This window comes from Paraburkholderia heleia NBRC 101817 (assembly GCF_000739775.1).
GTDB lineage: Bacteria > Pseudomonadota > Gammaproteobacteria > Burkholderiales > Burkholderiaceae > Paraburkholderia > Paraburkholderia heleia.
On record NZ_BBJH01000039.1, the window covers coordinates 88,997 to 98,388 of the forward strand.

Annotated in this window: 20 protein-coding genes; all 20 read right to left on the bottom strand. The window is 59.7% G+C overall.

The window, feature by feature from the left end:
• Nucleotides 1-19 precede the first annotated feature (19 nt).
• The 20 genes from rpmD to rpsJ all read right to left on the bottom strand — a co-directional run bounded on the left by rpmD (nucleotide 20) and on the right by rpsJ (nucleotide 9,256).
• Nucleotides 20-202, bottom strand: a complete 183-nt coding sequence (gene rpmD / locus BHE01S_RS28280; protein WP_007730608.1) for a 50S ribosomal protein L30 — start codon at nucleotides 200-202, stop codon at nucleotides 20-22.
• A gap of 11 nt (nucleotides 203-213) precedes the next feature.
• Nucleotides 214-732: a 30S ribosomal protein S5 gene (gene rpsE, locus BHE01S_RS28285; protein ID WP_042269744.1), complete on the bottom strand. Its 519-nt coding sequence runs from the start codon at nucleotides 730-732 to the stop codon at nucleotides 214-216.
• A gap of 14 nt (nucleotides 733-746) precedes the next feature.
• Nucleotides 747-1,112 carry a 50S ribosomal protein L18 gene (gene rplR / locus BHE01S_RS28290; RefSeq protein WP_042269746.1) on the bottom strand — a complete coding sequence of 122 codons (366 nt, stop codon included), beginning with the start codon at nucleotides 1,110-1,112 and terminating at the stop codon, nucleotides 747-749.
• Nucleotides 1,113-1,124: 12 nt separating this feature from the next.
• The gene (rplF, locus tag BHE01S_RS28295; RefSeq protein ID WP_028222619.1) at nucleotides 1,125-1,655 is read right to left on the bottom strand and encodes a 50S ribosomal protein L6; all 531 of its coding nucleotides are present in this window, start codon (nucleotides 1,653-1,655) and stop codon (nucleotides 1,125-1,127) included.
• 18 nt (nucleotides 1,656-1,673) lie between these two features.
• A complete protein-coding gene (rpsH, locus tag BHE01S_RS28300) occupies nucleotides 1,674-2,069 on the bottom strand; it encodes a 30S ribosomal protein S8 (protein ID WP_042269750.1) in 396 nt (131 codons plus the stop codon).
• 14 nt (nucleotides 2,070-2,083) lie between these two features.
• Nucleotides 2,084-2,389: a 30S ribosomal protein S14 gene (gene rpsN, locus BHE01S_RS28305; protein WP_028228152.1), complete on the bottom strand. Its 306-nt coding sequence runs from the start codon at nucleotides 2,387-2,389 to the stop codon at nucleotides 2,084-2,086.
• A 7-nt stretch (nucleotides 2,390-2,396) separates the two neighbouring features.
• Entirely contained in the window at nucleotides 2,397-2,936 is a 540-nt protein-coding gene (rplE, locus tag BHE01S_RS28310) for a 50S ribosomal protein L5 (RefSeq protein ID WP_028228153.1), read from the bottom strand.
• Nucleotides 2,937-2,952: 16 nt separating this feature from the next.
• The gene (gene rplX / locus BHE01S_RS28315) at nucleotides 2,953-3,261 is read right to left on the bottom strand and encodes a 50S ribosomal protein L24 (RefSeq protein ID WP_042269752.1); all 309 of its coding nucleotides are present in this window, start codon (nucleotides 3,259-3,261) and stop codon (nucleotides 2,953-2,955) included.
• Nucleotides 3,262-3,270: 9 nt separating this feature from the next.
• Entirely contained in the window at nucleotides 3,271-3,639 is a 369-nt protein-coding gene (rplN, locus tag BHE01S_RS28320) for a 50S ribosomal protein L14 (RefSeq protein WP_028206517.1), read from the bottom strand.
• Nucleotides 3,640-3,985: 346 nt separating this feature from the next.
• Nucleotides 3,986-4,258, bottom strand: a complete 273-nt coding sequence (gene rpsQ, locus BHE01S_RS28325; RefSeq protein ID WP_028206516.1) for a 30S ribosomal protein S17 — start codon at nucleotides 4,256-4,258, stop codon at nucleotides 3,986-3,988.
• Nucleotides 4,255-4,449: a 50S ribosomal protein L29 gene (gene rpmC / locus BHE01S_RS28330; protein ID WP_028206515.1), complete on the bottom strand. Its 195-nt coding sequence runs from the start codon at nucleotides 4,447-4,449 to the stop codon at nucleotides 4,255-4,257. The genes rpsQ and rpmC overlap by 4 nt, the downstream gene beginning before the upstream one ends.
• Nucleotides 4,450-4,459: 10 nt before the next feature.
• Nucleotides 4,460-4,876 (bottom strand): 50S ribosomal protein L16, encoded by a 417-nt coding sequence (gene rplP, locus BHE01S_RS28335; protein WP_042269753.1) that lies wholly within the window; start codon nucleotides 4,874-4,876, stop codon nucleotides 4,460-4,462.
• A gap of 2 nt (nucleotides 4,877-4,878) precedes the next feature.
• Nucleotides 4,879-5,673: a 30S ribosomal protein S3 gene (rpsC, locus tag BHE01S_RS28340; protein ID WP_028213348.1), complete on the bottom strand. Its 795-nt coding sequence runs from the start codon at nucleotides 5,671-5,673 to the stop codon at nucleotides 4,879-4,881.
• An 11-nt stretch (nucleotides 5,674-5,684) separates the two neighbouring features.
• Nucleotides 5,685-6,014: a 50S ribosomal protein L22 gene (rplV, locus tag BHE01S_RS28345; RefSeq protein WP_004199272.1), complete on the bottom strand. Its 330-nt coding sequence runs from the start codon at nucleotides 6,012-6,014 to the stop codon at nucleotides 5,685-5,687.
• A 12-nt stretch (nucleotides 6,015-6,026) separates the two neighbouring features.
• Nucleotides 6,027-6,302 (bottom strand): 30S ribosomal protein S19, encoded by a 276-nt coding sequence (rpsS, locus tag BHE01S_RS28350; RefSeq protein WP_006998484.1) that lies wholly within the window; start codon nucleotides 6,300-6,302, stop codon nucleotides 6,027-6,029.
• A 10-nt stretch (nucleotides 6,303-6,312) separates the two neighbouring features.
• Entirely contained in the window at nucleotides 6,313-7,140 is an 828-nt protein-coding gene (gene rplB, locus BHE01S_RS28355; RefSeq protein WP_042269754.1) for a 50S ribosomal protein L2, read from the bottom strand.
• Between the two features lie 2 nt (nucleotides 7,141-7,142).
• Nucleotides 7,143-7,457: a 50S ribosomal protein L23 gene (gene rplW / locus BHE01S_RS28360; RefSeq protein ID WP_028206513.1), complete on the bottom strand. Its 315-nt coding sequence runs from the start codon at nucleotides 7,455-7,457 to the stop codon at nucleotides 7,143-7,145.
• The gene (gene rplD, locus BHE01S_RS28365) at nucleotides 7,454-8,074 is read right to left on the bottom strand and encodes a 50S ribosomal protein L4 (protein ID WP_028213350.1); all 621 of its coding nucleotides are present in this window, start codon (nucleotides 8,072-8,074) and stop codon (nucleotides 7,454-7,456) included. The genes rplW and rplD overlap by 4 nt, the downstream gene beginning before the upstream one ends.
• Entirely contained in the window at nucleotides 8,074-8,733 is a 660-nt protein-coding gene (gene rplC, locus BHE01S_RS28370) for a 50S ribosomal protein L3 (protein ID WP_052406167.1), read from the bottom strand. Before rplC ends, rplD begins: the two co-directional genes overlap by 1 nt.
• A 211-nt stretch (nucleotides 8,734-8,944) precedes the next feature.
• Nucleotides 8,945-9,256, bottom strand: coding sequence for a 30S ribosomal protein S10 (rpsJ, locus tag BHE01S_RS28375; RefSeq protein ID WP_017777154.1), 312 nt, complete (start codon nucleotides 9,254-9,256; stop codon nucleotides 8,945-8,947).
• Nucleotides 9,257-9,392 lie beyond the last annotated feature (136 nt).

A 9,392-nucleotide genomic window follows, 5' to 3' on the forward strand; every position in this document is an offset into this window, starting at 1 on the left:
TGGAGTCCTGGTCGACCGCTTAGCCGATGACCTTGACGAGGTACGAGACCTTGTTGATCATGCCGCGCACAGCCGGCGTGTCCTGCAGCTCGGAAACCGAGTTCAGGCGGCGCAGGCCGAGACCGCGCACGGTGGCACGGTGCGATTCGCGGGTCCCAATCAGGCTCTTGACGAGCTGAACCTTGACAGTTTTATCAGACATGGTGCCCACCCTTAGCCCAGAATGTCTTCGACGGACTTGCCGCGCTTCGCTGCGATGTCAGCCGGGGTCGACTGCTTGCGCAGGCCGTCCAGCGTGGCACGAACGAGGTTGTACGGGTTCGTCGAACCGTGGCTCTTGGCCACGACGTTCTGCACGCCCATCACGTCGAACACTGCGCGCATCGGGCCGCCGGCGATAACACCGGTACCGTCCTTCGCCGGAGCGAGGAGGACCACCGATGCGCCATGCTTGCCGTGCACTTCGTGTTGCAGGGTGCCGTTCTTCAGGGGCACCTTGAACATGTTGCGGCGAGCTTGTTCCATCGCCTTCTGGACAGCGACCGGCACTTCCTTCGCCTTGCCCTTGCCCATACCGACGCGGCCATCACCGTCGCCAACCACGGTCAGTGCGGCGAAGCCGAGAATACGGCCACCCTTCACGACCTTGGTCACGCGGTTGACCGAAATCATTTTTTCGCGAAGGCCGTCGTCGCGTTCGTCAGCCTGAACTTTCGCTTGCATCTTTGCCATGACGAATTCCTTCCTTAGAACTTGAGCCCGGCTTCGCGCGCAGCATCAGCCAGCGCCTTGACGCGGCCGTGATAGCGGAAACCCGAGCGGTCGAAGGCGACGGATTCGATGCCGGCTGCCTTGGCCTTTTCTGCGATACGCTTGCCGATCAGCGTGGCAGCGGCGACGTTGCCGCCCTTGCCCGACTGGTCAGCCAGTTGCGCACGCACTTCGGCTTCGAGCGTCGACGCGCTGGCCAGCACCTTGGTGCCGCAGGGCGAGAACACTTGCGCATAGATGTGCGTGTTCGTGCGATGCACGGCCAGACGCGCGACCTGCAGCTCAGCGATCTTGAGACGCGTCTGACGAGCGCGGCGCAGGCGAGATTGAGTCTTATCCATGATTGCGCACCCTTACTTCTTCTTCGTTTCTTTGAGGATCACAACCTCGTCGGCGTAACGCACACCCTTGCCCTTGTAGGGCTCAGGCGGGCGATAACCGCGCACTTCTGCAGCGGTTTGGCCAACTTTCTGCTTGTCGATCCCCTTGATCACGATTTCCGTTTGCGACGGGGTTTCAGCCTTCACGCCTTCCGGCATCTGGTGCACCACGGGGTGCGAGAAACCCAGCGACAGGTTCAGCTTGTCGCCTTGCGCTTGAGCACGATAACCAACGCCAACCAGCGTCAGCTTGCGCTCGAAACCCTTCGTCACGCCTTGCACCATGTTCGCGACAATCGCGCGCATCGTGCCCGACATCGCATTGGCTTCGCGGCTTTCATCGGTCGGCTCGAACTTGAGCGTACCGTTGTCGTTCACCACCTTCACGAGGCGGTTCGCAGCTTGCGAAATCGTACCCAGCGGGCCCTTGACGGTAATCTTCTCGTCGCTGAGCGTCGCTTCTGCGCCTTGCAGCGCGATCGGGCTCTTACCTACTCGAGACATGTTTCTTCTCCTTAGGCCTTAAGCGACGTAGCAGATGACTTCGCCGCCGACGCCGGTAGCGCGCGCCTTGCGGTCCGTCATCACACCCTTCGGTGTCGAAACGATCGCCACGCCAAGGCCGTTCATGACCTGGGGGATTTCGTTACGGCCGCGGTACACGCGCAGACCCGGCTTCGAGACGCGCTCGAGGCGCTCGATAACGGGACGGCCAGCGTAGTACTTCAACGCAATGTTCAATTCCGACTTCGCACCTTCGGTCTTCACCGCGAAGTCGTCGATATAACCTTCGTCCTTCAGAACCTGCGCAATCGCAATCTTCACTTTCGACGAGGGCATAGCAACCGAAACCTTCTCGACCATCTGCGCATTGCGGATGCGAGTCAGCATATCGGCGATAGGATCACTCATGCTCATTTATGTTTCTCCTATTACCAGCTCGCCTTGGTGACGCCAGGGATCTCACCACGGAACGCGATTTCACGAATCTTGTTACGTGCGAGACCGAATTTGCGGAACGTGCCACGCGGACGACCCGTGATCGCGCAGCGGTTACGCTTGCGGGTGGGGTTCGAGTTGCGGGGCAGTTGTTGCAGTTCGAGGCGAGCTGCGTAGCGCTCTTCTTCCGACTTGCTTTGGTCGTCGATGATCGCCTTCAGCGCTGCGCGCTTCGGCGCAAATTTCGCTGCCAGACGAGCGCGCTTCTTTTCACGTTCGATCAGTGCCAGTTTAGCCACGGTAACCTCAGTTTCTGAACGGGAACTTGAAGCCGGCGAGCAGTGCCTTTGCTTCTTCGTCGGTCTTCGCAGTCGTCGTGATGCTGATGTTCAGCCCACGCAGCGCGTCGATCTTGTCGTAGTCGATTTCGGGGAAAATGATCTGCTCTTTCACACCGATGTTGTAGTTACCACGGCCGTCGAACGCCTTGCCCGACACGCCGCGGAAGTCGCGCACGCGGGGCAGCGCAACCGTCACGAAACGGTCGAGGAATTCGTACATGGCCTGGCCGCGCAACGTGACCATCGTGCCGATCGGGTAGCCTTCACGGATCTTGAAGCCCGCGATTGCCTTGCGCGACTTCGTGATGACCGGCTTCTGGCCGGCGATCTTCGTGAGGTCGCCAACGGCGTGCTCGAGGACCTTCTTGTCAGCGACGGCTTCACCGACACCCATGTTCAGGGTGATCTTGGTGAGGCGCGGCACTTCCATGATCGACTTGTAACCGAACTTCTCGATCAGGCCAGGAACGACCTTCTCTTTATAAAATTCTTGCAAACGTGCCATTTTTTACTCCGCAGCGTCAGGCGCTCAGGACAGCACCGGTCGTCTTCAGGAAACGAACCTTCTTGTCCCCTTCGACCTTGATGCCTACGCGCGACGGCTTGCCGTTCGCGTCGACCAGTGCGACGTTCGAGATAGCCAGCGGCATTGCCCTGGCTTCCACGCCACCCGTCGTACCCTTCATGGGGTTCGGCTTCACATGCTTCTTGGCAATGTTGATGCCTTCGACGGTCACGCGCTCTTCGCCCACGGCCAGCACGACACCGCGCTTGCCCTTGTCTTTGCCGGTGATGACGATGACTTCGTCACCCTTGCGAATCTTGTTCATCGCGACTCCTTACAGCACTTCCGGCGCGAGCGAAACGATCTTCATGAATCGTTCGCTACGCAGCTCACGCGTGACCGGCCCGAAGATGCGGGTGCCGATCGGCTCAAGCTTGGTATTCAAAAGCACGGCGGCGTTGCCATCGAACTTGATCAGCGAGCCGTCTTGACGGCGCACGCCCTTCGCGGTGCGAACCACAACAGCGTTGTAGATTTCGCCCTTCTTCACGCGCCCACGCGGCGTTGCTTCCTTGACGCTCACCTTGATGATGTCGCCAATGCTGGCATAACGACGCTTCGAGCCGCCGAGCACCTTGATGCACAGGACTTCACGTGCACCCGTGTTGTCGGCCACTTCAAGCCGAGTTTCGGTCTGGATCATGGTTTATCTTTCCCAACTTAATCCGGTTGCGCCACCATGGCACATCCGGTCAGTCTTGGTCCCGTCAGCCGCGCCGCCACTAGAACGACCGCTCAGCTGCTTGGGTAAGAACAGCAGCGACGGCAAACGAAACCGGCCATCGCATTCCGGTGAATCTTGCTAACCCGGACTGGCGCCCGGATCTGCTTCCCCACCTACTTCCACTTGCCGCTTTGCCAACAGCAAGCCCATAAAGAGGGAAGACCAAGACTATAACTCGATAATCTTGGTCTAGCAAGCGAAATCTTCAGCGATTTCAATTACTTCTACACCCCGGGAAGTGGCTCCCCGGGGTGTTGCGCCACTTTTAGATGACGCGTGCTGCTTCGATCAGCTTCGACACGGTCCAGGCCTTCGTCTTCGAGAGAGGACGGGTTTCCTGGATTTCAACGAGGTCGCCCTCGTTGTACGTGTTCGCTTCGTCGTGAGCGTGGTACTTCTTCGACTGCACGACGTACTTGCCGTAGATCGGGTGCTTGACGCGGCGCTCGACCAGGACGGTGACCGTCTTGTCCATCTTGTTGCTGACGACCTTGCCGACCAGCGTCCGCTTAAGCGAGGTTTTCACGCTTTCGTTCATTTCTGGTTCGCCTTCTGAGTCAGGACGGTCCGCACACGCGCGATGTCGCGACGAACCTTCTTCAGCTGGCTCGTGTTCGTGAGCTGCTGGGTCGCGAGTTGCATGCGCAGGCCGAATTGCGCCTTCAAGAGGTCCGACAGCTCTTTGTCGAGCGCGGCCTTGTCTTTCTGAAGAAGTTCAGATGCCTTCATCAATCACTCCTTAGGCGCCGAGCTGGCGAACCATGAAGACCGTCTTCAGCGGCAGCTTGGCTGCAGCCAGACGGAAGGCTTCACGGGCCAGTTCTTCGGACACACCATCCATTTCATACAGCATCTTGCCCGGCTGAATCTCGGCGACGTAGTACTCAGGGTTACCCTTACCGTTACCCATACGCACTTCCGCCGGCTTTTGCGAGATCGGCTTGTCCGGGAAGATACGGATCCAGATGCGGCCGCCACGCTTGATGTGACGCGTCATTGCACGACGCGCCGCTTCAATCTGACGCGCGGTCAGGCGACCACGACCGATAGCCTTCAGACCATATTCACCGAACGAAACGGCGTTGCCGCGCGTTGCGATACCGGTGTTACGCCCCTTCTGCTCTTTGCGATACTTCCTGCGTTTCGGTTGCAGCATCGTTATTCTCCACTCTTGCCGTCACCGCCGGCGGCGCCACGGCGCGGTGCGCCACGACGGGCGCCCGGTGCGCCTTCACCATCACGGCGCGGACGACGATCGCCCGGGCGCGCGTTGCGGCGCGGACGCTTTTCTTCGGCGACTTCTTCCACCACCGGTGCGTCGTTGCGGCCGAGCGTGTCGCCCTTGTAGACCCAAACCTTCACGCCGATGATGCCGTACGTCGTCTTCGCTTCCGAGGTTGCGTAGTCGATGTCGGCACGCAGCGTGTGAAGCGGCACTCGACCTTCGCGGTACCACTCGGTACGTGCGATTTCGATACCGTTCAGACGGCCGGCGCTCATGATCTTGATGCCCTGGGCGCCCAGACGCATTGCGTTCTGCATCGCGCGCTTCATTGCGCGACGGAACATGATGCGGCGCTCGAGCTGCTGCGTGATCGAATCGGCGATCAGTTGAGCATCGGTTTCCGGCTTGCGGATTTCCTCGATGTTCACGTGAACCGGAACGCCCATGCGCTTCTGGAGTTCGGCCTTGAGGAGTTCGATGTCCTCGCCCTTCTTGCCGATCACCACACCCGGACGCGAGCTGTAAATCGTGATGCGAGCGTTCTTTGCCGGACGCTCGATCACAACACGGCCCACCGAAGCGTTCTTCAGCTTCTTCTTCAGGTATTCACGAACACCGATGTCTTCCTTCAACATCGCCGCAAAATTGTTGTTGTTCGCGTACCAGCGCGAAGCCCAATTGCGGCTGACGGCCAAACGGAAGCCAGTCGGATGAATTTTCTGTCCCATCGTATGGCTCCTTAATTCCCGACCGTCACAGTGATGTGACAGGATTGCTTCTCGATGCGGTTGCCGCGGCCCTTGGCGCGCGCGGTGAAACGCTTCAGCGAAGCTGCCTTGTCGACGTAGATGCTCTTGATCTTGAGCTCGTCGATGTCAGCACCTTCGTTGTGTTCCGCGTTTGCGATCGCCGAGAGCACAACCTTTTTCACGATGCCAGCCGCTTTCTTCGGCGAGAACGTCAGAACGTTCAGTGCCTTGTCGACCGGCAGACCGCGGATCTGGTCAGCCACAAGGCGCGTTTTCTGCGCCGAGATGCGGGCACCGCGATGAATTGCCTTCACTTCCATCTTGATTGCCCCTTATTTCTTGGCCTTCTTGTCGGCCGCGTGACCCTTGAACGTACGGGTCAGTGCGAACTCGCCAAGCTTGTGGCCGACCATGTTTTCCGTGACATACACCGGAACGTGTTGACGGCCGTTGTGCACGGCGATCGTCAGGCCGATGAAGTCCGGCAGGATCGTCGAACGACGCGACCAGGTCTTGATCGGTTTCTTGTCACGCGATGCTGCAGCCGCCTCAACCTTCTTCAGCAAATGGGCGTCGCAGAACGGACCTTTCTTGATAGAACGTGCCATTGCCTACTCCTTAACGCTTGTGACGGCGCTGGACGATCATGCTCGTCGTGCGCTTGTTGCTGCGGGTGCGATAGCCCTTCGTCGGCGTGCCCCACGGGCTCACCGGATCGCGACCAGCCGCAGTCTTGCCTTCGCCACCACCGTGCGGGTGGTCGACCGGGTTCATTGCAACGCCGCGGACCGTCGGGCGGATACCGCGCCAGCGGTTCGCGCCAGCCTTACCGATTTGACGCAGGCTGTGCTCTTCGTTGCCGACTTCACCGATCGTCGCGCGGCATTCGACGTGCACGCGGCGGATTTCGCCCGAACGCAGACGAACCTGCGCGTAGACGCCTTCACGTGCCAGCAGCATTGCCGACGTACCGGCCGAACGCGCCATTTGCGCGCCCTTGCCCGGCAGCATTTCGATGCAGTGGATCGTCGTACCGACCGGAATGTTGCGGATCGGCAGCGCGTTGCCTGCACGGATCGGCGCTTCCGAACCCGACATCAGCTGCGTGCCAACCGTCACGCCCTTCGGCGCGATGATGTAGCGGCGCTCGCCGTCTGCGTAAAGAACCAGCGCAATGTTCGCGCTACGGTTCGGGTCATACTCGAGACGCTCCACCTTCGCGGGGATGCCATCCTTCGTACGACGGAAATCGATCACACGGTAGTGCTGCTTGTGACCGCCACCCTGGTGACGCGTCGTGATGCGGCCGTTGTTGTTACGGCCAGCCGTCGAGGACTTCTTTTCGAGCAGTGCCGCAAACGGCGCGCCCTTATGGAGGTCCTTGTTGACGATCTTGACCATCGCGCGGCGACCCGGCGAGGTCGGCTTAACTTTCACGATTGCCATGATTACTTGGCCTCCGCTTCAAAGTTGATTTCCTGGCCGGGCTTCAGGCAGACATACGCCTTCTTCACGTCCTTGCGCTTGCCGTTGAAGCGGCCAAAGCGCTTGGCCTTGCCCTTCTGGACCAGCACGTTGACGGACTCGACTTCCACCTTGAACAGCAGCTCGACAGCAGCCTTGACTTCCTGCTTGTTCGCGTCCGGCGCGACTTCGAAGACGACTTGTTCGTTCTTCTCCGCTACCAGCGTCGCCTTTTCGGAGATCACCGGTGCGAGCAGGACCTGCATCAAACGATGATCGTTCTTGCGAATCTCGCTCATGACAGCAACTCCTCGATCTGGGCGACCGCTGCCTTCGTGATCAGGATCTTCTTGAAGTAGATCAGCGAGAGCGGGTCGGCAAAACGCGGCTCAACGACTGCCACGTGGGGCAGGTTGCGCGACGCGAGATACAGGTTCTCGTCGACCGTGTCGGTGATGACCAGCACGGATTCGAGACCCATGGCCTTGAACTTTTCGGCCAGCAGCTTCGTCTTCGGCGCTTCGAGCGAAAGCTCTTCGACGACCGAGATGCGGCCTTCGCGGGCCAGCTGCGAGAAGATCGAGCAGAGACCTGCGCGATGCATCTTCTTGTTGACCTTGTGCGAGAAGTTTTCTTCCGGCGAATTCGGGAAGATGCGACCACCGCCGCGCCACAGCGGGCTCGACGACATACCGGCACGAGCGCGGCCCGTACCCTTCTGACGCCACGGCTTCTTGGTGGTGTGCTTGACCTGTTCGCGGTCCTTCTGCGCGCGGTTACCGCTGCGCGCGTTCGCCTGGTAGGCGACAACGATCTGGTGGATCAGCGCTTCGTTGTAGTCACGGCCGAACACGACGTCCGACGCGTTGACGGCTGCGCCTTCCTGACCATTAGCGTTCAGGAGCTTCAGTTCCATTATTGCGCTCCTTTCTTGGCGCGCGCCTTGACGGCGGGCGTCACGAAAACCTTGCCGCCCTTTGCACCCGGCACGGCACCCTTGACCAGCAGCAGCTTGCGCTCTGCGTCGATACGGGCGATTTCGAGGTTTTGCACCGTCACGGTTTCGTCACCCATGTGACCGGTCATGCGCTTGCCCGGGAACACGCGACCCGGATCCTGCGCCATACCGATCGAGCCCGGCACATTGTGCGAGCGCGAGTTACCGTGCGAAGCACGACCCGAAGCGAAGTTGTAACGCTTGATGGTACCGGCGTAGCCCTTACCGATCGAGGTGCCTTGCACGTCGATCTTCTGGCCTTCTTCGAAGAGTTCCACACCGATCACGGCGCCAGCGGACAGTTCGGCGGCCTTAGCGGCGTCGATCTGGAATTCCTTGAGGATTTCACCGGCTTGAACGCCAGCTTTGGCGAGATGACCTGCGAGCGGCTTCGTCACGCGCGATGCGCGGCGAGTACCGAAAGCAACCTGCACGGCCGTGTAGCCGTCGGTTTCAACAGTCTTGATCTGCGTCACGCGGTTGTCGGACACGTCCAGCACGGTCACGGGAATCGAATCCCCTTCGGCCGTGAAGATACGGGTCATGCCAACCTTGCGACCTACGAGTCCAAGGCTCATCGTTTTCTCCATTCCCGACTGCGATTGGTCGGGGCTAATTTACAAAGTACCGGCATGTTTTCGAGGCGCTTTTGACAGACGGACCCGAAAGGGACACACCGATTTTTTGCGCAAACGCGCGAAAAGACGTCAAGTATAACGTCCTTCCTCGTTTTCCGCAAGCAATCAAAGACTTAGCGCCACCCGAAGATTCCGGCGGCGCTCGAGGCTCTTACTGCAGCTTGATTTCGACGTCCACGCCAGCCGGGAGGTCCAGCTTCATCAGCGCGTCGACGGTCTTGTCCGTCGGGTCGACGATGTCCATCAGGCGCAGGTGCGTACGGATTTCGAGCTGGTCGCGCGACGTCTTGTTGACGTGCGGCGAACGCAGGATGTCGAAACGCTGGATACGCGTCGGCAGCGGCACCGGACCGCGGACGATTGCGCCCGTGCGCTTCGCCGTATCGACGATTTCAGCAGCCGACTGGTCGATCAGACGGTAGTCGAAAGCCTTCAGACGGATACGGATTTTTTGGTTCTGCATGATGATTCCTTGAAAAGAGCGAGGCGGACTTGCGCCGCCAGACAATATAAAGAGCGCAGGACCACCCCGCGGCAAGGCGCCGAGAGGTGGTCCCTGGGTACATCAACTTCTACAGCAAGCCGGGTATTCTACTCGA

Coding starts and splice junctions, on each gene's coding strand:
- rpmD (WP_007730608.1), bottom strand. CDS start 202: ATGTCTGATAAAACTGTCAAGGTTCAGCTCGTCAAGAGCCTGATTGGG.
- rpsE (WP_042269744.1), bottom strand. CDS start 732: ATGGCAAAGATGCAAGCGAAAGTTCAGGCTGACGAACGCGACGACGGC.
- rplR (WP_042269746.1), bottom strand. CDS start 1,112: ATGGATAAGACTCAATCTCGCCTGCGCCGCGCTCGTCAGACGCGTCTC.
- rplF (WP_028222619.1), bottom strand. CDS start 1,655: ATGTCTCGAGTAGGTAAGAGCCCGATCGCGCTGCAAGGCGCAGAAGCG.
- rpsH (WP_042269750.1), bottom strand. CDS start 2,069: ATGAGCATGAGTGATCCTATCGCCGATATGCTGACTCGCATCCGCAAT.
- rplE (WP_028228153.1), bottom strand. CDS start 2,936: ATGGCACGTTTGCAAGAATTTTATAAAGAGAAGGTCGTTCCTGGCCTG.
- rplX (WP_042269752.1), bottom strand. CDS start 3,261: ATGAACAAGATTCGCAAGGGTGACGAAGTCATCGTCATCACCGGCAAA.
- rplN (WP_028206517.1), bottom strand. CDS start 3,639: ATGATCCAGACCGAAACTCGGCTTGAAGTGGCCGACAACACGGGTGCA.
- rpsQ (WP_028206516.1), bottom strand. CDS start 4,258: ATGAACGAAAGCGTGAAAACCTCGCTTAAGCGGACGCTGGTCGGCAAG.
- rpmC (WP_028206515.1), bottom strand. CDS start 4,449: ATGAAGGCATCTGAACTTCTTCAGAAAGACAAGGCCGCGCTCGACAAA.
- rplP (WP_042269753.1), bottom strand. CDS start 4,876: ATGCTGCAACCGAAACGCAGGAAGTATCGCAAAGAGCAGAAGGGGCGT.
- rpsC (WP_028213348.1), bottom strand. CDS start 5,673: ATGGGACAGAAAATTCATCCGACTGGCTTCCGTTTGGCCGTCAGCCGC.
- rplV (WP_004199272.1), bottom strand. CDS start 6,014: ATGGAAGTGAAGGCAATTCATCGCGGTGCCCGCATCTCGGCGCAGAAA.
- rpsS (WP_006998484.1), bottom strand. CDS start 6,302: ATGGCACGTTCTATCAAGAAAGGTCCGTTCTGCGACGCCCATTTGCTG.
- rplB (WP_042269754.1), bottom strand. CDS start 7,140: ATGGCAATCGTGAAAGTTAAGCCGACCTCGCCGGGTCGCCGCGCGATG.
- rplW (WP_028206513.1), bottom strand. CDS start 7,457: ATGAGCGAGATTCGCAAGAACGATCATCGTTTGATGCAGGTCCTGCTC.
- rplD (WP_028213350.1), bottom strand. CDS start 8,074: ATGGAACTGAAGCTCCTGAACGCTAATGGTCAGGAAGGCGCAGCCGTC.
- rplC (WP_052406167.1), bottom strand. CDS start 8,733: ATGAGCCTTGGACTCGTAGGTCGCAAGGTTGGCATGACCCGTATCTTC.
- rpsJ (WP_017777154.1), bottom strand. CDS start 9,256: ATGCAGAACCAAAAAATCCGTATCCGTCTGAAGGCTTTCGACTACCGT.